A 25,873-nucleotide genomic window follows, 5' to 3' on the forward strand; every position below is an offset into this window, starting at 1 on the left:
CTTGCGCCCATCTTGCTGTCGCGGAAATGACTGCGCGATTACATTTTTGTAAGCATGTCGGATGTAGCCCTTTAAGAGACTTGGCGCAGACGCAAGGCATTGCCTACGACGCTGACAGACGACAGGCTCATGGCCGCCGCCGCAATGATCGGCGATAGCACCAGCCCGAAGACCGGGTACAGGATGCCGGCGGCGATGGGTACGCCGAGGGCGTTATAGAGGAAAGCGAACATCAGGTTCTGCCGCATATTCGCCACAGTGGCCATCGACAACTCGCGTGCCCGGGCGATGCCCCGCAAATCGCCCTTGACCAGGGTGACCTGCGCGCTGTTCATGGCGACATCCGTTCCCGTCCCCATGGCGATGCCGACATCGGCCTTGGCCAGGGCCGGGGCATCGTTGATGCCATCCCCCGCCATTGCTACAACCCGTCCTTCCCGCTGCAGGCACTCGACCAGTGCCAGTTTGTCCGCCGGCTTGACTTCACCATGCACCTCGTCGATGCCCAGTCGCTTGCCGACTGCCAGTGCGGTGGTGACACCATCGCCGGTAGCCATGATGACCCGCATGCCAGCCTGGCGCAAAGCAGCCAGGGCGTCGGGGGTACTCTGCTTGACCGGATCGGAGACGGCCAGCAATCCCCGCAGCCGGCCATCGGCCGCCAAGTACATGACGCTGGCACCTTCCTGGCGCAGGGCTTCGGCAGCGATTCCAAGTTCCGCGACATCGATGCCTTCCTGAGTCATCAGCACTGTATTGCCGAGCACTACGCGCCGTCCAGCGACGATACCGCGCACGCCGATGCCGCTCGACGATTCGAACTGGTCGGCTTTGTCCAGCAGCAGTCCCTTCGCCCGCGCCGCCTGCACGATGGCGTCGGCCAAGGGGTGCTCGCTGCCTTGGTCGAGACTGGCGGCCAGGCGCAGGATTTCCTCCTCCTGCCCAGCCTGAACGGCCACGGCTCGCTCAAAACTGGGTTTCCCTTCCGTCAGGGTGCCCGTCTTGTCGACGATCAACGTATCCACTTCGCGCAAGCGCTCGATGGCCGCCGCGTCGCGGAACAGGATGCCTTGGGTGGCCGCCTTGCCGGTCGCCACCATGATCGACATCGGCGTGGCCAGGCCCAGGGCGCAGGGACAGGCGATGATCAGCACCGAGACACTGTTGATCAGCCCGAAGACCCAACCCCGCTCCCCGCCGAACAAACCCCAGGCGAAGAAACTCAACAGGGCGATCAACACGACGCCAACCACGAAATAACCCGCGACCACGTCAGCCAACCGCTGCATGGGAGCCTTCGAGCGCTGGGCCTGAGCCACCATCTGGATGATCTGAGCCAGCACGGTTTGGGAGCCGACTTTTTCGGAGCGGATCACCAAGCTGCCCGAGGTGTTGAGCGTCGCGCCAATAACCTTGTCGCCCGTGCGCTTGGTCACTGGTAGCGGTTCGCCGGTCAGCATTGACTCATCGACCGCGCTACCACCCTCGGTGACTTCGCCATCCACCGGCACTTTCTCGCCGGGCCGGACCCTCAACAGATCGCCGACATGGACATGATTCAGGGGCACGTCTTCCTCGCTGCCGTCCGCCCTGATCCGGCGCGCCGTCTTCGGCGCCAGGCCCAACAGGGACTTGATCGCCGCCGAGGTCTGGGAGCGGGCTCGCAGCTCCAGCATCTGCCCGAGCAGCGTGAGGGAAATGATGACGGCGGCGGCCTCGTAATAGACGCCAATGCGGCCGTGAGCCTGGAACGAGTCCGGAAACAGGCCAGGGGCAAAGGTGGCAACCACGCTGTAGGCGAAGGCAGCCCCGGTGCCGAGGCCGATCAAGGTCCACATGTTGGGGCTGCGCAAGACGACGGATTGCCAGCCGCGCACGAAAAATGGCCAGCCAGCCCAGAGTACGATCGGCGTGCTGAGCAGCAGTTCCAGCCAGGTTCGCTGGGCCGGCGATACCGACGTTAACTGGTGTCCCAGCATCGCCAGTGCAACGACGAAGACCGTCAGCGGCAGGCTGTACCAGAAGCGACGACGAAAATCCCGGTATTCGGCGTTTTCCTCGTCATCTTCCAGCAATGGCAAAACCGGTTCCAGCGCCATGCCGCATTTGGGACAGGTGCCAGGCCCGGGTTGGCGCACTTCCGGATGCATCGGACAGACGTACTCGGCGCCGGCCACTGGAGCCGGTGCCGGCGACGGAGCCAGATAGCGAGCGGGCTCGGCATCGAACTTGATTTTGCACTTGGCGCTGCAAAACCGGTAGTGCATCCCCTGGTAGTGGGATGCATGAGGAGACTCGGGCTTGACCGTCATGCCGCAAACCGGATCGATCTGCGAATCCGGGGACGTTTCCGGTGATGGCACCTCTTGTGCGTGGTGATGCTCAGAAATCTCGTGTGCCATGAATACTCCTATTGGATTCCGACCTTCTTCTGTGCGGCGCGGACATAAGCCGTAATGTGTGCCACATCATCCGGTGTCACCTGCGGCACGGGTGCCATGTCACCAAACTGCCAGTGATGGGCACGCACGCCATTCTTGGCGGCAAGCTGAAATGCAATGTCGGCGTGGTGCGACGGCTCATAGATGCGGTGCAGGAGCGGTGGCCCCTTGTCTGAACCATTCAGCGCGATGCCATGGCACGAGGCGCAATTTTTCGCATACAGGGCTTTCCCGACAGCGGAATTGGGTATCAGGCCAGGGCTGGGTTTGGGTATCTGCCAGCCTTGGGCATATGCTGTGATGCCCGCCACAACGAGCACCCCTGCCACGAGCTTTTGGCGAACGGTTTTGCGCATATGGGATGCGGAAGGACGCGCCCGATTGATCGCCAGTGGCATAACAAATCAGTGGGAGTGGCCGGAACTTGTCCCACCGCCCGATCCGCTCCCGTAATAACCGCTACCGGCACAGCCGCCAAGCAATGCCGCAACTACAACAGCTATCGCTGCTAGAACTTTTCTTGACATCACAATCTCCCTTGCGTTGAAAAAGAGTTTCAACCATCTCAATCGAAATGAACTTGATATTCCACCCCCGCCTTGTCCTGGCAAGCGCCTTGCGGCGTCTTGCCGGCGCCCCAGGCCAACTGGCAGGTCAGTTCGGCGCCGTCCGCCGACTTCGGAACCGGCTCGGCTGAATACGTCTCGTGGCTCCTGTCGAGTCCTGCGAAAATACGATCCCAGTGCTTGGGATTAGTGTTCCTGTAGCGACGTTGCAGCTCAGCCAGATTGGTGTGGCGGTGAATTTTGAAGCCCTCTGCGATATAACACCGATCGCCGATTGTCAGGGTAAGGCGGCGGGGATTCTCGTGGATGAACTCACCGCGGACCAATGCCGGCGAAGAGTCGGCCCGCAACTGGTGCAAATGAGGAGCACAGCCGGCGATAACGGCGGCACCGGCAACAATCAAACCTGTCTTGAACATGATGTCTCCTTCATGATTTCTTATCGATCAGCTCCGACAATTGGTACCCCTTCGCTTCCGCGCTTCAAGCGCCATTCCTTGACCAGCGCATAGATCGCCGGAATCACCGCCAGCGTCAGTACCGTCGACGAAATCATGCCGCCGACCATCGGTGCGGCGATGCGGCTCATGACTTCCGAGCCGGTTCCGGTGCCCCACATGATGGGCAACAGGCCGGCCATGATCGCCACGACGGTCATCATCTTCGGTCGAACGCGCTCGACGGCGCCCTCCATCACGGCTGCATACAGGTCTTCAGCGCCCGGTTGCCGTCCCGCCAGCGCTGACTTTTTCTTCACCGCTTCCCATGCATGATCGAGGTAGATCAGCATGACGACCCCCGTCTCAGCTGCCACTCCGGCCAGCGCGATGAAGCCGACCGCCACCGCCACCGACAGGTTGTAGTTGAGCAGCCACATCAACCAGACTCCGCCGACCAGCGCGAAGGGCACCGAAAGCATGACGATGAAGGTCTCGGTCAGGCGCTTGAAATTGAGGTAGAGCAGCAGGAAGATCGACAACAGAGTCACCGGGATCACGACCTTCATTTTTTCAATGGCCCGCTCCATGTACTCGAACTGGCCGCTCCACGTGACGTAATAGCCGGGCGGGAACTTGACGTTTTCCGCCACGGCCTTCTTTGCGTCGGCGACATAGCCGCCGATGTCCCGGTCGCGGATGTCGACGTAGATGTAAGCTGAAAGTAGCGCATTCTCGGTACGAATCGACGGCGCCCCCTTGGCCACCTCCACTTTCGCCAGCTGCCCCAAGGGGATCATTGCCCCCGCCATTGTCGGCACCAGTACCTCGCGGGCGATCTGCTCCGGATCGGAGCGCAGTTCGCGCGGATACCGAACGGTGACGCCGAACCGCTCCCGTCCCTCGACCGTGGTGGTCACCATTTCACCGCCCAGGGCGGTACCGATCACATCCTGCAAGTCGCCAATCGCCAGACCATAGCGCGCCAGCTGCTCGCGGTCCGGTTTGATGTTGATATAGAAGCCCCCGGTAATGCGCTCGGCAAAGGCGCTGGTGGTGCCGGGAACGGCTTTCACGGCAGCTTCGATCTGCTTGGCCAGCTTCTCCATTTCACCGAGGTCCTTGCCGAAAACCTTGATGCCGATCGGGGTGCGAATACCGGTGGAGAGCATGTCGATGCGCGCCTTGATCGGCATGGTCCAGGCGTTGGCCACGCCGGGGAATTGCAGGGCCTTGTCGAGTTCGGCAATCAGTTTGTCGGTGGTCATGCCGGGGCGCCATTCGGATTCCGGCTTGAGGTTGATCACCGTCTCGAACATTTCGGTTGGTGCCGGGTCGGTCGCCGTGTTGGCGCGACCGGCCTTGCCGTAGACCGAGCTCACCTCGGGAAAGCTCTTGATGATCTTGTTCTGCGTCTGCATGAGCTCCGCTGCCTTGGTGATCGACATGCCCGGCAGGGACGCTGGCATGTAGAGCAGGGTTCCCTCATTCAGCGTCGGCATGAACTCGGAACCGAGCTTTGCGGCCGGATAGATCGAGACGCCAAGGGCGAGCAGCGCCAGCGCGATGGTCATCTTCTTCCAGCGCATCACCCCGGCAATGATCGGTCGATAGACCCATATCAGGAAGCGGTTCACCGGGTTCTTCGCTTCCGGCATGATCTTGCCGCGAATGAACAGCATCATCAGCACCGGCACCAGGGTGATCGACAGCAGGGCGGCGCCGGCCATGGAGAAGGTCTTGGTGTAGGCCAACGGCGAGAACAATCGCCCCTCCTGCCCTTCAAGGCTGAAGACCGGCAGGAAGGAAACGGTGATGATGAGCAGCGAGAAAAACAGTGCAGGTCCGACCTCCTTACATGCTGCGAGCATCGCATCGGCGCGATCGCTGGTCGAATGTCCTTCGGGCAAACGCTCCAGATGCTTGTGTGCGTTTTCGATCATGACGATGGCGGCGTCAATCATGGCGCCAATGGCGATGGCGATACCGCCCAGGCTCATCAGGTTGGAGTTCATGCCCAGCGAGCGCATGGCGATGAAGGCGATCAGCACGCCGACCGGCAGCATCAGGATGGCGACCAGGGCGCTGCGCACATGCAGCAGGAAGACGATGCAGACCAAAGCGACGATGATCGACTCCTCAAGCAGCGTTCGCTTGAGGGTGTCGATGGCGCGGTGGATCAGCTCCGAGCGGTCGTAGACGGTCTGCACCGTCACCCCCTCGGGCAGGCCTGGACCGATTTCGGCGATCTTGGCTTTCAGGTTATGGATGACTTCCAGCGCATTCTGACCATAGCGGGCCATGGCGATGCCAGACACCACTTCACCCTCGCCATTGAGTTCGGTCAGGCCGCGCCGCTCGTCCGGCGCCAGTTCGACGCGGGCGATGTCACGGATCAGCACTGGCGTGCCCTTGTCGCTCTTGACGACCAGCATCTCGATATCGCCACGGCCTGTGAGATAGCCCTCGCCGCGCACCATGTATTCGGTCTCGGCCATCTCCACAACCCGGCCACCGACGTCGCGATTGGAGTCGCGGATCACCTGAGCGACCTTCATTAGCGGGATGCCGTAAGCGCGCAACTTCACAGGATCGACCGTGACCTGATAGGTCTGGACGAAACCACCTATCGAGGCGACTTCGGCAACGCCGTGCGCCTTAGTCAGTTGGTAGCGCACATACCAGTCCTGAATGGTACGTAACTCGGCCAGCGTCTTGTCCTTGGCCAGCAGCGCGTACTGATAGACCCAGCCAACCCCGGTGGCATCCGGCCCGAGCGACGGCGTGACGCCCTTGGGCATGCGGCTTGACGCAAAATTAAGATATTCGAGCACACGCGAGCGTGCCCAGTAGATATCGGTACCGTCCTCGAAAATGATGTAGACGAAGGACGCACCGAAGAAGGAGAAGCCTCGCACCACCTTGGATTTCGGCACCGACAGCATGGCGGTGGTCAAGGGATAGGTCACCTGATCCTCGACCACCTTCGGCGCCTGGCCGGGGTACTCGGTATAGACGATGACCTGCACGTCGGAAAGATCCGGCAGCGCGTCAATCGGCGTCCGCAGCACGGCGAAAACGCCCCAGAGGATGATGAACAGCGTGGCGAGAAGAACCAGGAAGCGGTTCCGGCCCGACCAGTCGATGATATTGGCTAGCATAGCGTTTTCCGTTTCCGTGGCGGATCAGTGACCGGCATGGGCCGCCGGACGCGCCGCGCCGGTTCCCGCCAGTTTGACGATGACCCACTCGCCGGGCTTGCGTTCGATGAAGGTGAATTCGATGCTTGCCCCCGGCTTGAGATTACCGATCAGGCCGGAATTGGCCAGCGTGAAGTCCATCGTCATGCCGGGCCATTTGAGTGTGGCAACCGGGCCATGGGTAATGGTGACGGTCCCGGCCTTGAGATCAATGGCGTCGAGTTTCCCCTCGGTGCGATGATCGGCGCTGGCTGATTTGGCGCCCTCGCGACGCTCAGAACCGACAGCGGCGGCCGGTGCTGCTGGTGCTGCTTGTCCCGGCGCCGCAGCCCCGCCGCCGTGGGAAGCATGACCAAAGCCACCAACCGCCGCCTTGAGGTTGCTTTCGGCATCGATCAGGAAATTGGCTGCCACCACCACCGGCTCGCCGTCCTTGACTCCATCGATGACCTCCACATAGGTATCGCTGCGGGTACCAAGCTTGACCTCGCGCGGTTCAAACCGACCTTCTCCGGCCTGGATCAGGACGATGCGGCGGGTCCCGCTATCGATGACAGCTGAGGTGGGTATCGTCACCACTGAGCCCTTGGCAGCCACTGGCAATTCGACCTGAGCGAACATACCCGGCTTGAGAAGTTGGCCGACATTGGCTACCTCGACACGAACTGGGACAGTACGCGTCTCGGCATTCAGCGTCGGATAGACGTAGGTAATGGCCCCCGTGAAGGCTTTGTCCGGATAGGCGTTGATGCGCACCGTCGCCTTGGCGCCAGACTTGACCAGGCCGATATCCTGCTCGAACACGTCGGCCACCACCCAGACGGCCGAGAGGTCGGCAACCTGGTAGAGCGCCTCGCCTGGCATGAAACGCATACCTTGCAGCGCCTTCTTCTCCGTAACGACGCCGGCGACCGGCGAGCGAAAAGTCAGCGTGCGTTTGGTCTCACCGGACTTGGCCAGCGCCTTGAGCTGTTCTTCGGAGATGTCCCAGTTTTTCAGGCGCATCAGGCTGGACTCGGCTAACTGGCGCATGCCGCGCTGCGCCTCGCCTCCAGCTTCCTTCAGCGAATCGATGCCTTGCGCGGCAATCGCGTATTCGCGCTGGGCGGACACCAGTTCCGGACTGTAGACTTCGAACAGAGGCTGGCCTTTGCCGACCGGCTGTCCAGTGACGTTTACATGCAGACGCTCGACGTAGCCTTCGAACTTGGGCGTGATGGCGTAGATGCGCCGCTCGTCCGGCTCGATGCGGCCGGCGGCGCGGACGACGCGGTCGAGGACGCGCAGTTTTGCGGTTTCGCTCCTGACGCCGAGCTTCTGCACCTTGTCGGTGCTGATCTTGATCTGGTTGGCGGCGGCAGGTTCATTGTCCGGTTCGCCTTCATAGACCGGGACATAATCCATCCCCATGGGGTCCTTCTTGGGTGTCGGCGAGGTATCGAGCAGTCCCATTGGATTGCGGTAGTAGAGCAGCTTGCGTGCCTTGCTTTCGCCGGTAGGTGCCGCCGCCGATTGCGCCGACGTAGCCGCCGCACCGTGGTCGCCGCCCTTGCGCGTACCCATCCAATAGCCCCCCCCCGCCGCCACGACCGCCACGACCGCCGCCAGCACCACTCCCGATCCCTGCCTCATAGTTCTTCTCCGATCAATCGTTCGATATCCGCCAGGCGTCCTTGCTGTTCGGCCTGTGCCTTGATGACATCCTGTTTGGCCTTGCGGATCTGCCGCTGCGCATCGAGCAGCGTGGCGAAGTCCACCTTGCCGGTCTCGTAGCCGGCCAGCGCGGCCTTGAAGGTCAGTTCCGCCTGCGGCAGAAGACTCGTCTGGGCCAACTGCTCCATGCGGCGCGCAGCATCGATGCCGGAGAGGTTTTCCGAAAGGTCGGCAAGCAACTGGTTGGCCGTGGCGTCCTTGCGCGCCTTGGCCGCATCGAGCATCTTCTCGGCTTCGCGCTCCTGGCTGCGCCGGCTCTCTTGTTGCAGCGGAATGTTCAGTTCGAACATCAGTTCCCATTCATTGACCCGGCTGCGGGTCTGGATCGGCGACACGCCAACGGTGAAATCCGGGTAGCGATTGCGATAGGTGAGATCACGGTTTTTTTCCGCCGCGCGAATCTTGGCGTCATCGGTAAACAACTGCGGATTCCTGCCGCGTAGCCGGTCTTCGAGCGTTGTATAATCGAGTTTGGCTGGAATCGGCACCGGCCGCAGTTGTTCGGGATCGGCCAGCGACGACTGGGCGGGACGTGCCAGTAGCGCATTGAGGCGGGCGCGCGCGTGATGGTGTTCCGTCTCCATCTGGATCAGTTCATTGCGCATGGAGGTACGTTCGACCTGGGCACGGATCGCATCCTGCTGCGGCGCCAGGCCGCCGGCATAGCGTGCCTGACTGATGCGTTCCATGCGGTCGATCAGGTCGATGACCTCCTGATTGAGGCGGATCAATCGCGCGACGGCGAAATACTGCGCATATGCCGTCTTGATGCGCGCCGCCTGTTCGGTCCAGGTCAGACCGGCCTTGCCTTGCGCCGCCTGAGCCTCGGCTTCGGCCGCTTCGCGCTTGAGATCGCGCTTGCCCCAGAACGGTAGCGATTGCATCACCGTGTATTTGGTGCTGCCGACACGGCTTGGCAGCAGATTGAAACTGGTGCCGGATTCGGCGCCGAAGTTGGTCACGTTCTGCAATTCGGTGCGCAGCACCGGATCGGGCAGCGCACCGGCCGGGTAAACCCGCTCACTGGCCGCTTCGGCCTCCAGACGCATTGACGCATACTCCGGATTGCTCGACTTCGCGTAGTCGAGCAGGCTCTCGACCGTTCGTCCCGGCAGCGTTTCCTGCGCGATAGCTGAACCCATCATCGCCAGAGCCAACAGCATCGCCAATGCCTGCGTGGCAGTCACGCTTCGCATACAACCTCCCCTAGAAAATCGGATAGTTCGTTATGTCTTTGCTTCAATCAAAATGGTATGCCACAAAAACCAGTGCAGCATTACACGACATCATTTTCTTGCCCGCCCGGTGATACCCATTGTGCTTACTTCACGCCCGTTACCGCGTACCCTTTGCCTTCTTTGACGAATTCGAATTCGACCTTCTTGCCCACGGCCAGTTTGTCGAGCAGCGCCTTGTCCTTGACGACAAAACCCATGGTCATTGCCGGCCAATTGAGGCTCTTCACCGGCTCGTGGGCGAAGGTCACCATCCCGGCCCTGGAATCGATCTCCTTCACCACGCCAACAGCCTGGTGGGTGGCACTCGGCTTGGCCTTCTGGCTACCCATATCCATAAGCTTTGCGTCATCCATCTTCTGCTTGCCCATGTCCATCCCCTTCATGTCGCCCATCATGTCGGCGGCAAATGCTGTGCTGGCCCCGAGGGCCAGGGCGACCAAGAGGGTGAGGGTTGCCGGTTGCTTCATCGTGGTTCCTTTCACTACGGGTTAAAAATCGACTCTCATCGTCGGACGATGGCGGACGGCTGGCGGGCCGTCCGCAGCTAACTCAGAACTTCGGGTTGAGGGTGCCCTTTTCGGTGAGCGTCTTCCAAAGGGCGTTGTTCTTCATGACGAACTTGCTCCCATCCTTGGCTTCCATGACCACCTTGTCTCGCATCTTGACGCGGTTTCCGCCGGCATCGATATGGACCATGGTGCCGTCCTTCTGGACAGTGACTTTGCCGCCGTCCTTTAGCTCGATGGTCTCTCCGGGCTTGACCCGTTCGTCGGCGGCAAACGCGGACAGGGACAACAGCATCAGCAGGGGAAGTATGTATTTACGCATGGTGATTCTCCTTTGAGAAATGAACAAAAATCGGCGCACTGGCTGCGCCGGGTGAAACAACCAACATGGGCTTTACACTGCCTTCGAATGGCCAATCCCAAGTTAGTTGAAATGAATGCAGGGAAATTCCACGCCCCGCCACCAAAGCTCCACTCGCTGATGGGATAGAACGTCCGCACGGGGTAGTAGTCGGCCGAATGCGTGAAGGTACAGAAATGGCGTGCATCAAATCGGGGAGTAGCGCTCCGGCGATAACCCAACCGAGCAGGCATTGTTTCTGGGACGAAGTCCGATAGGACCCGTCGTCCGATATCTGCCCAGAGCGCATGGGAAAGCATGTCCATTGGTTGTTCTATCCACGTTGTCTATCTGACGCTTCGCTTGCGCTTGTTTTCGCGCTGGTTGCTATTTTTCTGGCAGGGCTGCGGCTTCCTGCTGAAATGAAAAACGATGACAAAGGCAATGACGATGCCGATGAGGCTGCCGTAAATCATGTAATCAAGTAATGCCGGGGGCGCATTCTCGATGTGGTGGATACGGATGCTCATCGACCGAGTGCGGCGTCGCTCCGGTGTGTTTCACGCGAGTCGGCGTGTTGCGAGGCGACCAGCGGATTGCTGCGCAACCGCCCATCGGCGATTTCCAAGCGGGCCATGCTATTGCTCCAGCACGAAGCGGACAATCGTCATCGCCCCGTAAATCTGGTCGGCTGCGAAACGAATCTTACCGCCATCCTTCATCTGGTCGAGCCATGCCATGTCCTTGACCTTGAAGACCATGGTCATCGCCGGCATGCCGTTCGGCAAAGGGCCATGGGATACCGTGACCTTGCCGGCGGATTTGTCTATTTTCTTCACCAAGCCATCTATCAGCGGGGCATCCGCACTTGGCTTTGCGGACATCGTGTCGTGTCCGGCGTGCGAATTGTGATCTGAGGCGGCAATTCCCGGCATGGAAATTCCGGCGGCGACAACGAAGGCGATGGCGGCAATGGTTTTCATGATGTTCTCCTGTGACAAGCGGTTCAGTGTTGGGCGAATACGCGTGTCGATCCGTCGGATTGGACCAGCAACGTTTGATAGGGCATCGGCTTCGAACTTTCCATTCCCGGCGAGCCGGGCGGCATGGAGGGAACCGACAGGCCCAGGGCCTTCGGCTTCTCTTTCAGCAGACGCTGGATGTCGGCGGCAGGGACGTGGCCCTCGACGACATACCCGCCGATCTTGGCGGTATGGCAGGAACCCAACCGGTCCGGCATGCCGAGCTTCTGCCTGACGGCAGGCACGTCCTCCACGTCATGCGCCTTGACCTCGAAACCGCTCTGCCGCAGATGCTCGACCCATTTGCCGCAGCATCCGCAATACGGACTTTTGAATACCTCGACCACAGTGGCTTGCGCCATGGCGGCGGAAGCGCCCAGAAGGGAGATCAACAGTAGTGCATATCGGTTGAGCTTCATGACGGAGTTCCTCGGTTGTTCGGATGGAAGCAGTCTGACCCATTCATCCCGACAGGAAGCTGACCCGGAAATTACATTTCCGTTATCTGCGCCTTCCTCTTGCAGTCGTTTCCGGCGGGTGGCCTGCATCATCAATGCTTGTGATCAGCATGCCCATCCTTCGCGACAGCCAGCGGGGTAAAGCGCGCCTGTTCGGCCGCCTTGCCCGGAAAGGCGATCGACACGACGACCTTCATATCCAACGCCGAGATGTACTTGGCCATCCCCTTGAGCCGGTTGTCGCCGTCCGGAGCCAGTGTCGCGGTCGCCTTGGCCTTGCCGGCCAAGATGGTTGCCGTGCCGCTTGCGCCGCTGGTGGCAACCTTCTTACCGTCGTGATCGGTGACATACACGACCACCGCGTTGTCCTTCGCTTCCTTGCTGTCCTTGACGACCACCAGTTCGTAGTGATAGACCCCGGCCATGCGCAGCTGGCCGCCGTTGGGCGCTTTCTGGGTATCCAGGACTTCGTCGGTGTGGGCAAGCAACGTCGGGCTCGCCAGACCAAATGCACTGGCGGCGGCAATCAGGAACAGGGCTTTCTTCATGGCAAACATCTCCTTGGTATTGGAACGGACTAGAAACTTTCTTTTTCCTGGCTGGCCAACAGATGATCGAGGGGGCGTTGGCCCCACAGCCAGAACATCACCGGGGTCAGCAGGGTATCGAGCAGGGTCGAGCTGACCAGGCCGCCGAAGATCACCACCGCCACCGGATGCAGCACTTCCTTGCCCGGGGCGTCGGCGGAAAGCAGCAGCGGCATCAGCGCGAAGGCGGCCACCAGCGCGGTCATCAATACCGGTGTCAGCCGCTCCAGCGAGCCGCGCACGATCATGTGCTGCCCGAAGGTTTCGCCTTCGAACGCACACAGGTTGATGTAATGGCTGATCTTGAGGATGCCGTTGCGCGTGGCGATGCCGGTCAGCGTGATGAAGCCGACCAGGGCCGCCACAGACAGCGGCTGCCCGGAAATCCACAGCGCGATCACGCTACCGATCAGCGCCAGCGGGATGTTGCCCATGATGATCAAGGTCAGCGCCATCGAGCGGTAGCGGCTGTAGAGAACAATGAAAATCATCGTCAGCGACACCAGCGCGAGCAAGGTGATCAGCCGGGCCGCCTGCTCCTGCGCCTGGAACTGTCCTTCGAGCGCGGTGAAATAGCCCTCGGGCAAAGGTTTGGCGGCCAACTCGGCACGGATGTCGGCAATCACCTTCGACATGTCGCGGCCGTCGGTGTTGGCCGAGAGCACGATACGGCGACGGGAGTTCTCGCGGCTGACCTGGTTGGGGCCGTCGCTTTCCTCGACGCTGGCGATCTTGGACAAGGGCACGTAACCGGTCGGCGTCTCGATCAGCAGGTCGGCCAATGCCTGCGGCCCGCGCGCGGACTCCGGCAAGCGCACCAGCAGGTCGAAGCGACGGTTACCCTCGATGATCTGGGTGATTCTCTCGCCCTCGATCATTTGTTCCAGCCCGCGTAATAGGTTACCTGGCGCCACGCCGTAGCGTGCTGCCTGCTCGTAGTCGAGGCGAATCTTGATCTGCGGGATCAGCACCTGCTTTTCGATCTGCAGATCGGTCACACCGGGAATCCGCGCCAGCCGGTCACGCATCTCGGCCGCCAGTCCGCGCAAGGTATCGAGATCGTCGCCGTAAATCTTCAGCGCAATCTGGGCACGCACACCGGAGAGCAGGTGGTCGAGCCGGTGCGAAATCGGTTGGCCGACGTTGGAGGCGGCAGGCAGGCTGGCTAGACGCTGCCGGATGTCGGCGATGATCGCGTCGCGGCTACGCGCCGAGGCTTTCAGGTCTACGTCCATTTCGGTGTAGTGCACACCTTCCGCATGCTCATCGAGTTCGGCGCGGCCGGTACGGCGTCCGACCTGAGTCACCTCGGGCACTTGCATCACCAATTGCTCGGCCAGAGTGGCGATGTTGTTGGATTCTGCGAGCGAAGTGCCGGGATTGAGCAGGACATTGACCGTCAACGTGCCTTCGTTGAAAGGCGGCAGGAAAGAGCGCGGAAAGAAGGGAACGCTTGCCGCGACGATGATGACCAGTGCCACGGCGCCGGCCAGCAGGCTGCGCGCATGACCGAATGACCAATGCAGAAGCTTCGCATCCCAGCGCTTGAGCCAAATTACCAGCGGGCTGTCGCCGGCGTGGAGCTGCTTCATCCGCGGCAAGAGGTAATAGGCCATCACCGGCGTCAGCGTCACCGAAACGATCATGCTGGCGAGAATCGAGACAATGTAGGCGATGCCGAGCGGCGTGAACAGCCGTCCCTCGATGCCCGGCAGCACGAACAGCGGCACGAATACCAGGACGATGATCACGGTCGCATAAACGATGGCGGAGCGCACTTCCAGCGTGGCGGCGGCGATAACTTCCGCAACCGGGCGCGGGGCCGAGTTTGCCAAACCCGCGGCTCGGTTCAGCTTCAGACGTCGCAATACGTTCTCCACGCCGACCACAGCATCATCCACCAGCTCACCGATGGCGATGGCCAGACCGCCCAGCGTCATGGTGTTGATCGACAGACCGAAGTAATGGAAGACCAGCGCCGTGGCCAACAGCGACACCGGAATCGCCATCAGTGAAATCAGCGTGGTGCGCACGTTGAGCAGGAACATGAAGAGGATCACAGCTACCAGGATGGCGCCGTCGCGCAGCGCCTCTTCAACGTTGTTTACCGAATGCTCGATGAAGTCGGCCTGCTTGAACAGAAAGGACGGCGTATCGAATCCCTTGGGCAGGCTCTTGCCGAGCACGGCCATTGCTTTCTCGACTTCGCGGGTCAGTTTGACGCTGTCGGCGGCCGGCTGCTTCTGCACCGAGAGAATCACGGCCGGCTTCCCCTTGTAACTGCCGTCGCCACGCTTGATGGACGGGGCGAGCTTCACGTCCGCCACCTGCTTGAGCAGGATCGGCTGGCCGTTCTTGACCGTCACCACGAGATTCTGCAAGTCTTCGATTCGCGAACTGCGACCGATCTGACGGATCAGCCATTCGCGGCCCTGGGCTTCGAGAAAACCGCCGCTAGTGTTGGCGCCAAAGTCCCTCAGGGCAGTTTCCAGCTTCTCCCGCTCGATGCCGAGCGCCTGGAGCTGCGCCGGCTTGATCTCGACACGGTATTGCCGCACTTCGCCGCCGATCGGTATGACCTGGGCGACGCCGGGAATCGTCAGCAGGCGCGGGCGCACCACCCAGTCCGCATATTCACGGACCACCATCGGACTGATCTTGTCGGGATCAGCCGGCAGTGCGATCAGCAAAATCTCGCCCATGATCGACGAGATCGGCCCGAGCTGCGGCACGATGCCGGGTGGCAAGGCTTCGCGTACCAGATTGAGGCGTTCGGCGATCTGCTGGCGGTTGCGATAGATGTCGGAACCCCATTCGAACTCGACGTAGATAATCGACAGACCGATACCCGACACCGAGCGCACACGCGTCACACCCGGCATGCCGTTCATGCTCGACTCGACCGGGAAGGTCACCAGTTGCTCGACTTCCTCCGGGGCCATGCCGCCAGCCTCGGTCATCAGGGTAACGGTCGGCTTGTTAAGGTCGGGGAAAACGTCGACCGGCATCTGTCGCAGCGTGATCGCGCCATAGATGATCAGCAGCAGCGAGATGCCGAGAACGATCAGCCGCTGCTTGAGCGCGGCGTGAATGATGTAGTCGAACATGTCAGCGCACCTGCGAGAGCAGCCCGGCGCCGACGGTCACCACGCGGTCGCCGTCATGCAGGCCATCAAGGATGGCGACGTTGGCAGCATCGAGCGACTGGTGACGAATCCGGCGGGCGACGAAGCGCTCCGCCTCGGTATGGACCCAAACCGCCGTCTCGCCAGCGCCGACTTTGGTCAGTGCCGCCCGTGGCACGGTCGCGCCCTTGACACCTTTGTCGATACGGACGATCACTTTGACCGGCTGACCAACAGCCACTGCCGCGTTAGGGTTGGTGATGCGAAACAGCAGGGGCAAGGCCTGCTCGCGCAGTTGCTGGCCGCCGCCGACAAACTTGAGGTCCAGCGCGGTTTGATCTGCCAAGGCGCTGGCGGAAACCAAGGTCTTGGCGATGCCGACATCGTAAGCCAGCGCCTCCACGGCGAGGCGGGCGGGATCGACGATCTCGAACAGCACTTCCTTGGCATCGACCACCTGCCCGGCCAGCAAGTGGTGCGAGGCGCTGACGATGCCGGTCGCCGGTGCCACGAGCTGTTCGGAGGAGTCGATGCTGGCCCGGACATATGCCCGCCGTTGCAGCAAGGCGGCGTGCTCGATGCGCGCGGCCTCGATCTCTTTCTGCGGCACGGCGCCTTCGAGCTGCTCAAAGCGTTTCATCTTGCCCTCGGCGATGGCCAACTGCGCTTCGAGTTCGGCAAGGCTTGCCTTCTGGTTGCCACGTTCGATGGCGCCACTGATCGGACGCAGGTAGGCCAGGACTTCGCCTTTGGCGACCTTCCTCCCAGCGGTCGGCATGCCCTTCGGGCCGGGGATGACGCTACCGGCGAACATGGCCTGCACCCGTCCGCTCGTTTCCGGATCGGGAATGATCTGGCCGTTCAATTCAACCGTCGCCGCCAGTTCGGCGATACGCACCGGCTGGGTGCGCAAACCTAGCTGACGTTGCACCGGCTTCGGCACGAACAGACTGCCGTCGGCCAGCCGCTGCAGCGCTGCAGCCACCCCGGTTGTTCCTCCCGCCGACACGGCGGCAGGCGTCTGCTTCTTGGCGTCTTGGCTGTGATCCTCGTCGCCATGGGCCAGGGCCGTTCCCGAAGCCATGCCTAATGCCAGTGCGGCCACCAGCCTATATAAGTCGATCTTGCGCATCATCAAATCCCCTTCTTGGCACGCTTGCGGCGCCGTGCAGCAAACAGAATCCCGGCTACCAGAAGCAGCGCTCCAGCCAGTACCCAGACAGCCCACTCGCTCCAACCGTGGGTATGCACCTCATTGGTCACGGAAGCGGAGGTATCCAGCGTTGCGGTAAGGAGATCGACGCTATCGCCGGCCTCGACGCTGATGGTCAGCGGATGCTTGGCCGGCGGCAGGGGCGTGGCGACATCGAGCACGTAGGTTCCGGGTGTGGTTTCGCTGGCCACTCCCTTCAGCCCCGCACCCTCGATCTCCACCTTGGCTTGTGTCACCGGTTCATTGCTGGCGAAACGATCGACATACACCACCAGCTTCTTGCCTTCGAGCGAGGTGACGACCTCGAATTCCTCGGTCGTTGCGGCGGCACGCGGCGTGACACTCTGGCTGACCGGGAGAGGTGCCGGCGCTTCGTGGCTATGCCCATCGCTACTGTCCCCGCCTGCCCAGACGGGCAAGGAAAAAGTGACGAGCGTCACAAGAAAAAACTTCTTCACATGCTTCACGGCAACACTCCCAGAGCTTGGTTCAAACGTGATATCGCGGCGGCGCGGGCCACGCGCTGGCGGTCAAAAAAGGCATCGGCATCAAAGGCGGCGGCCCGAATGCGCAACAAGGTCGCCAGGTCGGATTCGCCCAGCGAAAAGGCTTTCTCGGCGAGACGCAGGTTCTCGGCGGAAAGCTGACGGCGTTCCTGTGCCATGGCGAGCTGGCGCTGTGCCGCCTGCAGGTTGCGTTGTGCGCGCTCGACGTCGAGCCAAACCCGGGTCTGGGTACGCAGCAGGTTGGCATCAGCCTGGTTCGCCTCGGCCTGCGCCGCCGACGTTTCCCAACGCACCTGGGAACCCGATGAAAACGGGATCTTGAGCTTGATGCCCACGCTGTTGGAGTAGGACTCGGCGAAATCGCCGCGCTCGCGTACCACCCGCAAGGCCAGTTCCGGCGCGGCACGACGCGATTCATCCGCAACTTGGACGCGCGCACGGGCGCTGCGTGCAGCGGCTGCGGTTGCGGCCAGCAAGGGGTGGGATTCAACGGAATCGCCGGCTTCACCGACAAGTCGCGTAGTTGTCGGCGACTCTTCGTCAAGATCCTTCGGGGCGGGAAAACCAGTGAGGGTTTGCACGGCCTGCTCGGCCTGGAGCAGCGTTGCCTCCGTCTCGATCAGCTCGGCATTGGCGACATGCGTCTCGGTTTGCGCCAGATTGGCGTCGATACGGGACAATTCGCCGACCTTGTAGCGCCGAACGACATCCGTTTCCAGGGCGCGTGCGGTTTCCAGGCGCCGTGCCGCCAGCACCTTTGCACTGCGTGCCGCTGCCAACGCCCACCACGCCTCCCGCAATTCGCCGCCGACCTCCAGGCGCACGGCAGTTCGTCTGGCAACGGCTTCGTCGATGCGGCTTGCCGCTTCGCCTTCACGCGCTGCTTTCTGGCCGGGCAGCCACAGTGGCACCGCCAGTTCGACTTCATATTCCTGCTTGCCCTGATTGCGGTTGAGCCGGTCGTTCATGCTACCGATGCTGACCGAGCCTGGCTTGGGCGTCAGTCCGGCCGCGACATCCTTCGCAGCGCGTGCCTCGGCCTCGCGGGCATCCAATCCGGCGGCTTGCGGGTTCAAGCGCCAGGCCTGTTCCACAGATGTCGCCAGTCCGGATTTCGGCGTTTCTGCCGCCTGCACGGAAAGACCGGCGAGCAGCCCGACAGCGCCAACCGCCACCAGCCTCAGTTGGCGGGATTGATGGGAGAAGGTGGGTTTCATGCCTGCCGCGAAGCGAGAAACAGGAATAGGCGACGGCGCGCAATGTCCTGACGATTTTGAGTATGAGTTTCCACAGCATTCGCTCCTGTTCCACGATGAGCGAATTCTGCGCAGCCACACCTAACGCCATACTGACTGCCAGATTACATTTCTGTAATCTGGCAGGATTTCCCATGTTGCCGACGCAGAATGGCGAAAATCGCAACACGGGAGAACACTCATGAAAATACTGGTCGTCGAAGACGAGATCAAAACCGGGGATTACTTGCGTCAAGGCTTGACCGAGGCCGGGTTCGTCGTCGACCTGGCGCGCGATGGTCTGGACGGGCTGCATCTGGCGCTGACAGACGCCTATGACTTGGCGATACTGGATGTCATGCTGCCCGGCATCGACGGCTGGGCGGTGCTGCAGGGTATACGCCGAGCCGGCAAGGACATGCCTGTGCTGTTCCTGACGGCCCGCGACCAGGTACAGGATCGTGTGCATGGCTTGGAGCTGGGGGCCGACGATTACATGGTGAAGCCTTTCGCCTTCGCGGAACTGTTGGCACGCGTGCGCATCCATCTGCGGCGCGGCAGCAAGGCAAAGGAGCCCGAGTTTCTGCGCATCGCCGACCTCGAACTCGACCTGATGCGGCGTCGGGTCACACGCTCCGGCAAGCGCATCGATCTGACCGCCAAGGAATTCGCCTTGCTGGAACTGCTGCTGCGACGCCAAGGCGAGGTCTTGCCGCGCTCCCTGATCGCTTCGCAGGTCTGGGACATGAATTTCGACAGCGATTCCAACGTGATCGAAGTCGCGATGCGCCGCCTGCGGGCAAAAGTCGACGATGATTTCGAACCCAAGCTGATCCGTACCGTGCGTGGCATGGGCTATGTGCTGGAGATCACCGAGTGAAGCCTGCCGGACGCAAATCCATCACTTACCGCCTGACGCTGCTGTTCGCTTCCGCATCGACCGCCGTCCTGCTCGTGCTTGGGCTGTTGATCGGCAATTCGGTCGAGCACCACTTCGAAGAGCTGGACATGGAGGTACTGAACGGCAAACTGGAACTGACCCGGCACGCCTTGGAAAAGGTACATTCGCAAAGCGATCTGGATGCCTTGCCGCAACAACTGGATGACTCACTGGTGGGGCATCACGGTCTCGCGGTCGTGGTGGTGGCGCCATCGGGGCAGACTCTGTTCGTTACCAGCGGAGCCGAGTTTCCGCAGGCCTTGCTTATGCAAACTTCAAATATCTCGCAATCGCGTCCGATCATCTGGAAATCGAAGGGCGGTGTACCTATGCGCGGGATTTCGGAAACGGTCCTATCCGGCATCAAGGGGGAGAAACCGGCTGTCGTTGCCATTGCGACGGACATCTCCCACCATGAGCGTTTCATGGGTTCGTTTCGGACTACGCTGTGGTCGGTTGTCGTCTTGGCCGCGTTCATCACCGGACTACTCGGCTGGATGGCGGCCAAGCGCGGGCTGACGCCCTTGCACGCTATCAAGCGCGAGGCGGCAGCCATTACGGCGGATCGGCTGGATTCCAGGCTACCCACCGAATCGATCCCTGTCGAACTGGTCGATCTGGCCGAAACCCTCAACCAGATGCTGGCTCGTCTGGAGGATTCCTTCCGGCGCTTGTCAGACTTTTCATCGGACATCGCCCACGAACTGCGAACGCCGGTCAGCAACCTGCTGACGCAGACCCAGGTCATGCTTTCGCGTTCCAGAACGGTTGATGAATACCAGGACGTTCTTGCTTCCAACGCGGAAGAACTGGAACGCATGGCGAAAATGATCGCCGACATGCTGTTCCTTGCCAAGGCCGACAACGATCTGGTGATGCCGAATCTCGAAGCGGTTGATCTTCGAACAGAGGCAGAGGGGCTGGCCTCTTTCTACGAGGCTGTCGCCGAGGAAAACGGCGTTACTCTGACTGTCGATGGGAGCGCCACGGTAAGTGGAGACCGCCTGATGCTGCGCCGGGCCATCGGCAACTTGCTGTCAAATGCCTTCGGACATACTCCCCGAGGGAGTTATGTCCGAATTCAAATCGGCATGAATGAAGATCGAACGGCAATGATCCAGGTTGAAAACTCCGGCGAGACGATCTCGCCAGAGCATCTGCCGCGTCTCTTTGACCGTTTCTACCGGACCGACCCTTCGCGGAAACGCCTTGCAGATGGGGCTGGTCTGGGGCTGGCGATCACGCGCTCGATCATTCAAGCGCACGGTGGATCTGTGTCGGTTCAGTCGGCCGAAGGTGTCACGATGTTTGAACTGAAAATTCCGGCATCGCATTGAGGCATCAGCGTCGACGAACCTTCGCGACTGCCGGATGGACGCTTCCTCCTTTGTGGGCACCCCGCATGTGGCCGTTGCCGTCGGACGAATTAATGGATGACTGCTTCAATTCATTAAGAATGCCGCAGTGCCCGGCATCGCTGACCTCCTGACAGAGTTCGCGCAGCCCCTTGAGTTGCCGTTCCAGTTGGCGCAGTTCGCGGATGCGGCTGGCGACATGGCCGATGTGCTCGTCGAGCAAGTCATTCACGCCACCGCAGTTTTCCTCTGGCGAATCCTTGAAGCGCAGCAGTAGTCGAATCTCGTCGAGCGTCATGTCCAGGCTGCGGCAGTTGCGGATGAAGCGCAGCCGTTCCGCATGCGAGTGTCCATAGATGCGATAGTTGCCATCGGTACGCGCGGTTTCCGGCAACAGCCCCTCGCGCTCGTAATAGCGGATGGTCTCTACCTGGGTACCGGTATGGCGGGCCAGTTCTCCGATTTTCATGGTGGTGTGTAACTCACTTCCTTGTGCCAGGACAGCATCGAATTTATGCCGCGATTGTAGTCCCTTGACTCTTTAGCCGCTACAGGGTTTTAAATGTCGTCAAGCAAGGAGATTCTTTCATGACATCACCCACATCCGAACACACGATTCGGATCAAATCCTCCGGCTGCGGGTGCAGCGGCAGTTGCTCGACTACGCTTCCCCTGTCCGGGCCGCCATTCGCGGCTGGCCAGGCCAGCGCGACCGTTCTGCTAATTCCGGCGATGGATTGTCCCAGCGAGGAAAACGACATTCGCCGCGCCCTGGCAAATATCGATGGCATTCGTTCATTGAGCTTCCAACTGTCGGCACGGACGCTATCCATCGACGCACCCGACTCGGTATTACCCGCCGCCGTCGCGGCCATTCGCCAGGCCGGTTACGAAACCAAGACACTCGCCGCTGGCAGCGAAGCAAGGGAAGGCAGTTCCACAAAGGCTGATTTGTGGAAAGCCCTGTTGGCGCTGACCCTGGCCACGGGCGCCGAACTGGTGCACTTTATTGCGCCCGATACGTTGCCGTTCAAGGGGCTGGGCATGGCGATGGCGACCATAGCCATCGGGCTCGCCGGGTTGTCGACCTACACCAAGGGACTGGCGGCGTTGCGCCGGGGCCAGTTGAACATGAACGCGCTGATGGGCGTGGCGGTGACTGGCGCCTTCCTGATCGGGCAGTGGCCCGAGGCGGCGATGGTCATGGCGCTGTATGCCATCGCCGAGCTGATCGAGGCGCGGTCGGTGGATCGGGCGCGCAATGCCATCAAGAGCCTGCTCGATCTGACGCCCGATACGGCTGAGGTTCGGCAGGCCGATGGCGTCTGGCGGGAAGTTCCCGCTGTGCAGGTAACGCTCGACGCCTTCGTGCGCGTCAAACCCGGTGCGCGAATCCCGCTAGATGGTCGCGTGACGGCGGGAACAAGCGCGGTCAACCAGGCTCCGGTTACCGGCGAAAGCATCCCGGTGGACAAGGCCGAGGGCGACATCGTGTTCGCCGGCACGATCAACGAAACCGGCACGCTCGAATTTCGGGTCACGGCGATCTCCACCAATACGACACTGGCCCGGATCATCCATGCCGTGGAGCAAGCCCAAGGAACAAAGGCACCGACCCAGCGTTTCGTCGACCGATTTGCCGAGATCTACACGCCATCGGTTTTCGCGATCGCTGTCGCGGTGGCCCTGCTGACGCCCTGGCTGCTGGGCTGGAATTGGTCCGATGCGCTGTACAAGGCACTCGTACTACTGGTGATCGCCTGCCCCTGCGCACTGGTGATCGCCACGCCGGTAACGGTCGTGAGCGGATTGGCGGCGGCGGCCCGGCGCGGCATTCTGATCAAGGGGGGCGTCTATCTGGAAGAGGCGCGCAAGCTGCGCGCCATCGCGCTGGACAAGACCGGCACCATCACCGAAGGCAAGCCGCGCCTGGTGGCGACCGAGACGCTATCTTCGGCCGTGCCGGAGGCCCGCGTGTTGGCTTGGGCCGCCAGTCTCGCCGGGCACTCCGACCATCCCGTCTCGAAGGCTATCGCGCGCGGACTCGACCTGCCCGAGAATAGCCTCCAGGATTTCGTCGCGCTTCCCGGGCGAGGCATCGAGGCACGCACCGATGGCGAACGGCTGACGCTAGGCAATCATCGCTTGATTGAGGAGCGCGGCCTGTGCAGCAAGGAAATCGAGGCGCGGCTGGCGATCCACGAGTCACAGGGTCGCAGTGTGACCCTGCTGGCCTCGGAGAAGAAGGTGCTGGCGATTTTTGCCGTTGCCGACACGATCAAGGACAGCTCGCGCACGGCCATCGCCGAACTGCATCAACTTGGCGTCGCCTCGGTAATGCTCACCGGCGACAACAGCGCGACGGCCGCCACCATTGCCCGCGAGGCCGGCATCGACGATGCGCGCGGCAACCTGCTGCCCGAAGACAAGCTAGCGGCCATCGAGGAAATGCAAAAGCGCTATGGTTCGACCGCCATGACCGGCGACGGCATCAACGATGCGCCGGCGCTGGCCCGTGCCGACATTGGCGTGGCGATGGGCGCGGCCGGAACCGATACCGCGATGGAGGCCGCCGACATCGTAATCATGAACGACGATCTGCGGCGGATTCCTGAAGCCATTCGGTTGTCGCGGCACACCCATACCGTGCTTTGGCAGAACATCATGCTGGCACTGTGTATCAAGGCCGTATTCTTGGCACTTGCATTGTTCGGCAACGCCACAATGTGGATGGCTGTCTTTGCCGATATGGGGGCAAGCCTACTGGTTGTGGCGAACGGGCTTCGAATGTTGCGCAAGTAACGGCGATGCTGGAAAGCATGTAATGTTTGTACGAAGGACAAGGGTCGGTAGCGTGATTGATTGATGACCAGTGAACGACGTCGGATTCAACAACGGCTCACGGCTGAATGGTTCCAACTGAAGCAGTGAGTCTTGCTGTGCGAAGCGCAGGATATTTATGGCCGAGTAGGCTTGTGTCCTCAGCCTGCCGGTCTTTAATGGCGATGCGCTCGATATTGCCCGGGCCAAGATACAGATTCAGGCGGCCGATATATGTCGCCTCTCCGGGCTTGATGCTGAAGCGATAAACGAAATCACGCGCTGGCCGGTACTCGGTTTCTCCATAGGGACTTGGCTCACGCACCTGCCACGTATGGAATTCGTATTCTCCGGGTAGCAGTCGAATGGCTGCCAGTCGCCCCGTTGTCTTGCCGCCATCCTGAATGTCAAGCGCATCGGTATTGTTCGGTCCCTTGACCACTACCGAATGCGTGAATGGGCGTTCCTTGCCCCCTTCCTGTACCGCCCGCGCATGCTGTCGCGCTGACGCGTAATGCTGCGAGACGACGGCGTAGGCTTCTCCGCGCGGCAATACTTCCCGGATCCGATATTCGTAGCCCGATACCTTCTCCAGAGGCTTGCCGCTCAGAGTCAAAGAGACAATGGCCAAGCCCTCTGGTCTGTTGGAATCCAGCGTATATGCTGAAGGCAAGTCAGGTGAAGCGGCACAGCCGGCAAGGCCGGCCATGAGCAGCGAAGACAATAGCGTTCTTTTGATCATTTTTTTGTCCTTTCCAGTTAGCCCTCAATGGAGCGGTTACTTCAGGATGAGCGGATAGGAGCGGTCACCAGACGAACAACTTCCCTCCGCCGTTTCACCGTGGGTGTCCCAGTGACAGTCAAGCACGCTGCCATCGCTAGCCTTGAGGGTGGATCGCACTTGACCAATATGCTTTTGGTGCGGATATGACGTCGCCGCCTTTTGTTCCGGTGTCGGTGCCGTGGTGCGCCATTCGCCTGTATACGTCTTGCCATTGAGACTGACTTCGACTCGATATGGTTCAACAACGCCTCGGGTAACCGAACCGGTAAGTTTTGTTCCAGGCTGTGTAGTTTGGAGCGTGCCTGTCGAAGCGCATGCGCTCAATCCGAACAGGATTCCACAGGTCATTGCGAACTTCGTTTGCATGGTATTTCCTTTGATTCGCCAATGTCGTATGAATAATTGCCAGCTACTCACAGGCGCCTATTGGCTTTGTCAACTTAATCCTGGCGTCAATGTGTACCTGGAAGCGGCGCATCGGGCGCCGCCGCTTTTGTCTCAAGTAGTTTTACGATCTCGTGATGGCCATTCATGCGGGCCACCCATAGTGCATCGCGGCCCCCGGATTCGATTGCGTCCCACCGAGCCCCGCCGGCCAAAAGCACTCGGACCACTTCCAGATGCCCCTTGTAAGCAGCCATGAACAAGGGCCGGTCACATTCATGGGTCGCCGCATTTGCGGCTGCGCGATGCGCAACGAGAAAACCGACGATGTCCGTGTGGCCATTGAAAGCAGCCCAGAATAGCGGTGTCCAACCATGATTATCAGCAAGATCGATATTCGCGCCTTGCGCGAGCAACTCTTCGGCAATGGTGAAATGCCTTCTGAAGATCGCGTGAAACAGCAAACTGAAGCCTTTTGCATCTTGCCAATTGACAGCAACTCCGTCCCGCAGAAACACGCGCACACGCGCCAACCTTCCCTCCTGAACCGCCTCCACACAGGCCGCCTCAACGGAAGAGTGTGCTGCGCCTCTGGCCACAGTTGGCCGAAGCTTGTGTTCTTCTTTCAATGACTGCATCATCTGACCTCGACTGCACGCTGAATATCGTTCACAAAAATCCAGCCCGCTTCGGTCTGCCCCGTATGCGCCGCTTTGGCGATGGCGTCAACCAAAGCATCGGCCGCGTCGTCCGCGCATGCCAGTTCCAGCTTGTACTCGGTGACGACGGCTTCGGCCAACTCCATGGAGTAATGCTGCTGCGTCGGGTCCGTGCTGGCCAGCGGCCGTTGCACCTGGGATACGGTGATGTTGTGGCAACTGGCGCCGGGGGTAGCCAGTTCGCACAGGCCCGATTGCCGCAGCGCCTGCAGCACGTCGGCGATGCGATGCTGACGGATGAATGCCTTGATCTCTTTCATGTCGGTTCTCCTTCGTTCACTTTG

At 60.9% G+C, this 25,873-nt stretch carries 24 protein-coding genes; 3 read left to right on the forward strand and 21 right to left on the reverse strand.

The features are described 5' to 3' along the window. Positions 1 to 71: 71 nt before the first annotated feature. The 16 genes from DENOEST_RS08880 to DENOEST_RS08955 all read right to left on the reverse strand — a co-directional run bounded on the left by DENOEST_RS08880 (position 72) and on the right by DENOEST_RS08955 (position 18,569). The gene (locus DENOEST_RS08880) at positions 72 to 2,402 is read right to left on the reverse strand and encodes a heavy metal translocating P-type ATPase (RefSeq protein ID WP_145769042.1); all 2,331 of its coding nucleotides are present in this window, start codon (positions 2,400 to 2,402) and stop codon (positions 72 to 74) included. A gap of 8 nt (positions 2,403 to 2,410) precedes the next feature. Further along, the gene (locus DENOEST_RS08885) at positions 2,411 to 2,797 is read right to left on the reverse strand and encodes a c-type cytochrome (RefSeq protein ID WP_145769043.1); all 387 of its coding nucleotides are present in this window, start codon (positions 2,795 to 2,797) and stop codon (positions 2,411 to 2,413) included. A 209-nt stretch (positions 2,798 to 3,006) separates the two neighbouring features. Next, complete coding sequence (locus DENOEST_RS08890; RefSeq protein ID WP_145769044.1) at positions 3,007 to 3,426, reverse strand: hypothetical protein; 420 nt, start codon at positions 3,424 to 3,426, stop codon at positions 3,007 to 3,009. A gap of 20 nt (positions 3,427 to 3,446) precedes the next feature. Beyond that, positions 3,447 to 6,605 carry an efflux RND transporter permease subunit gene (locus DENOEST_RS08895; protein WP_145769045.1) on the reverse strand — a complete coding sequence of 1,053 codons (3,159 nt, stop codon included), beginning with the start codon at positions 6,603 to 6,605 and terminating at the stop codon, positions 3,447 to 3,449. Positions 6,606 to 6,629: 24 nt separating this feature from the next. Then, entirely contained in the window at positions 6,630 to 8,276 is a 1,647-nt protein-coding gene (locus DENOEST_RS08900) for an efflux RND transporter periplasmic adaptor subunit (RefSeq protein ID WP_145769046.1), read from the reverse strand. Further along, positions 8,273 to 9,553: a TolC family protein gene (locus DENOEST_RS08905; RefSeq protein WP_145769047.1), complete on the reverse strand. Its 1,281-nt coding sequence runs from the start codon at positions 9,551 to 9,553 to the stop codon at positions 8,273 to 8,275. The genes DENOEST_RS08900 and DENOEST_RS08905 overlap by 4 nt, the downstream gene beginning before the upstream one ends. A gap of 125 nt (positions 9,554 to 9,678) precedes the next feature. Then, on the reverse strand, positions 9,679 to 10,062 hold the full coding sequence (locus DENOEST_RS08910) for a copper-binding protein (protein ID WP_145769048.1): 384 nt from the start codon (positions 10,060 to 10,062) through the stop codon (positions 9,679 to 9,681). A gap of 82 nt (positions 10,063 to 10,144) precedes the next feature. Continuing rightward, the gene (locus DENOEST_RS08915) at positions 10,145 to 10,423 is read right to left on the reverse strand and encodes a CopK family periplasmic copper-binding protein (RefSeq protein WP_145769049.1); all 279 of its coding nucleotides are present in this window, start codon (positions 10,421 to 10,423) and stop codon (positions 10,145 to 10,147) included. A 365-nt stretch (positions 10,424 to 10,788) separates the two neighbouring features. Next, entirely contained in the window at positions 10,789 to 10,971 is a 183-nt protein-coding gene (locus DENOEST_RS08920; protein WP_145769050.1) for a hypothetical protein, read from the reverse strand. A gap of 108 nt (positions 10,972 to 11,079) precedes the next feature. Then, the gene (locus DENOEST_RS08925; RefSeq protein ID WP_145769051.1) at positions 11,080 to 11,424 is read right to left on the reverse strand and encodes a copper-binding protein; all 345 of its coding nucleotides are present in this window, start codon (positions 11,422 to 11,424) and stop codon (positions 11,080 to 11,082) included. A 23-nt stretch (positions 11,425 to 11,447) separates the two neighbouring features. Beyond that, positions 11,448 to 11,882, reverse strand: a complete 435-nt coding sequence (locus DENOEST_RS08930) for a DUF411 domain-containing protein (protein ID WP_145769052.1) — start codon at positions 11,880 to 11,882, stop codon at positions 11,448 to 11,450. Between the two features lie 131 nt (positions 11,883 to 12,013). Next, a complete protein-coding gene (locus DENOEST_RS08935; protein ID WP_145769053.1) occupies positions 12,014 to 12,469 on the reverse strand; it encodes a hypothetical protein in 456 nt (151 codons plus the stop codon). A gap of 29 nt (positions 12,470 to 12,498) precedes the next feature. Then, positions 12,499 to 15,615: an efflux RND transporter permease subunit gene (locus DENOEST_RS08940; protein ID WP_145769054.1), complete on the reverse strand. Its 3,117-nt coding sequence runs from the start codon at positions 15,613 to 15,615 to the stop codon at positions 12,499 to 12,501. 1 nt (position 15,616) lies between these two features. Next, positions 15,617 to 16,768: an efflux RND transporter periplasmic adaptor subunit gene (locus tag DENOEST_RS08945; protein WP_197970563.1), complete on the reverse strand. Its 1,152-nt coding sequence runs from the start codon at positions 16,766 to 16,768 to the stop codon at positions 15,617 to 15,619. Continuing rightward, a complete protein-coding gene (locus tag DENOEST_RS08950; RefSeq protein WP_197970564.1) occupies positions 16,768 to 17,286 on the reverse strand; it encodes a hypothetical protein in 519 nt (172 codons plus the stop codon). The genes DENOEST_RS08945 and DENOEST_RS08950 overlap by 1 nt, the downstream gene beginning before the upstream one ends. 23 nt (positions 17,287 to 17,309) lie before the next feature. Next, positions 17,310 to 18,569 carry a TolC family protein gene (locus DENOEST_RS08955; RefSeq protein WP_145769056.1) on the reverse strand — a complete coding sequence of 420 codons (1,260 nt, stop codon included), beginning with the start codon at positions 18,567 to 18,569 and terminating at the stop codon, positions 17,310 to 17,312. Positions 18,570 to 18,789: 220 nt separating this feature from the next. On the opposite strand from DENOEST_RS08955, the gene DENOEST_RS08960 reads away from it, so the two are divergent. Further along, positions 18,790 to 19,467 (forward strand): heavy metal response regulator transcription factor, encoded by a 678-nt coding sequence (locus DENOEST_RS08960; RefSeq protein WP_145769057.1) that lies wholly within the window; start codon positions 18,790 to 18,792, stop codon positions 19,465 to 19,467. Beyond that, complete coding sequence (locus DENOEST_RS08965) at positions 19,464 to 20,864, forward strand: heavy metal sensor histidine kinase (protein WP_145769058.1); 1,401 nt, start codon at positions 19,464 to 19,466, stop codon at positions 20,862 to 20,864. The genes DENOEST_RS08960 and DENOEST_RS08965 overlap by 4 nt, the downstream gene beginning before the upstream one ends. Before the next feature lie 4 nt (positions 20,865 to 20,868). Here the strand turns inward: DENOEST_RS08965 and cadR are convergent, their stop codons facing one another. Then, positions 20,869 to 21,351, reverse strand: a complete 483-nt coding sequence (gene cadR, locus DENOEST_RS08970; protein WP_145769059.1) for a Cd(II)/Pb(II)-responsive transcriptional regulator — start codon at positions 21,349 to 21,351, stop codon at positions 20,869 to 20,871. A 119-nt stretch (positions 21,352 to 21,470) separates the two neighbouring features. On the opposite strand from cadR, the gene DENOEST_RS08975 reads away from it, so the two are divergent. Beyond that, positions 21,471 to 23,684: a heavy metal translocating P-type ATPase gene (locus DENOEST_RS08975; RefSeq protein WP_145769060.1), complete on the forward strand. Its 2,214-nt coding sequence runs from the start codon at positions 21,471 to 21,473 to the stop codon at positions 23,682 to 23,684. Between the two features lie 97 nt (positions 23,685 to 23,781). Here DENOEST_RS08975 and DENOEST_RS08980 read toward each other — a convergent pair whose 3' ends face one another. From DENOEST_RS08980 to DENOEST_RS08995, 4 genes are all read right to left on the reverse strand, one after another. Beyond that, on the reverse strand, positions 23,782 to 24,444 hold the full coding sequence (locus tag DENOEST_RS08980) for a hypothetical protein (RefSeq protein ID WP_145769061.1): 663 nt from the start codon (positions 24,442 to 24,444) through the stop codon (positions 23,782 to 23,784). Between the two features lie 36 nt (positions 24,445 to 24,480). Further along, entirely contained in the window at positions 24,481 to 24,852 is a 372-nt protein-coding gene (locus tag DENOEST_RS08985; RefSeq protein WP_145769062.1) for a hypothetical protein, read from the reverse strand. An 86-nt stretch (positions 24,853 to 24,938) separates the two neighbouring features. After that, positions 24,939 to 25,511, reverse strand: coding sequence for an ankyrin repeat domain-containing protein (locus DENOEST_RS08990; RefSeq protein ID WP_145769063.1), 573 nt, complete (start codon positions 25,509 to 25,511; stop codon positions 24,939 to 24,941). Then, the gene (locus DENOEST_RS08995) at positions 25,508 to 25,849 is read right to left on the reverse strand and encodes a P-II family nitrogen regulator (protein WP_145769064.1); all 342 of its coding nucleotides are present in this window, start codon (positions 25,847 to 25,849) and stop codon (positions 25,508 to 25,510) included. The genes DENOEST_RS08990 and DENOEST_RS08995 overlap by 4 nt, the downstream gene beginning before the upstream one ends. Positions 25,850 to 25,873: the final 24 nt, after the last annotated feature.

The sequence above is a fragment of the Denitratisoma oestradiolicum genome, from assembly GCF_902813185.1.
In the GTDB taxonomy this organism is placed as follows: Bacteria; Pseudomonadota; Gammaproteobacteria; order Burkholderiales; family Rhodocyclaceae; genus Denitratisoma; species Denitratisoma oestradiolicum.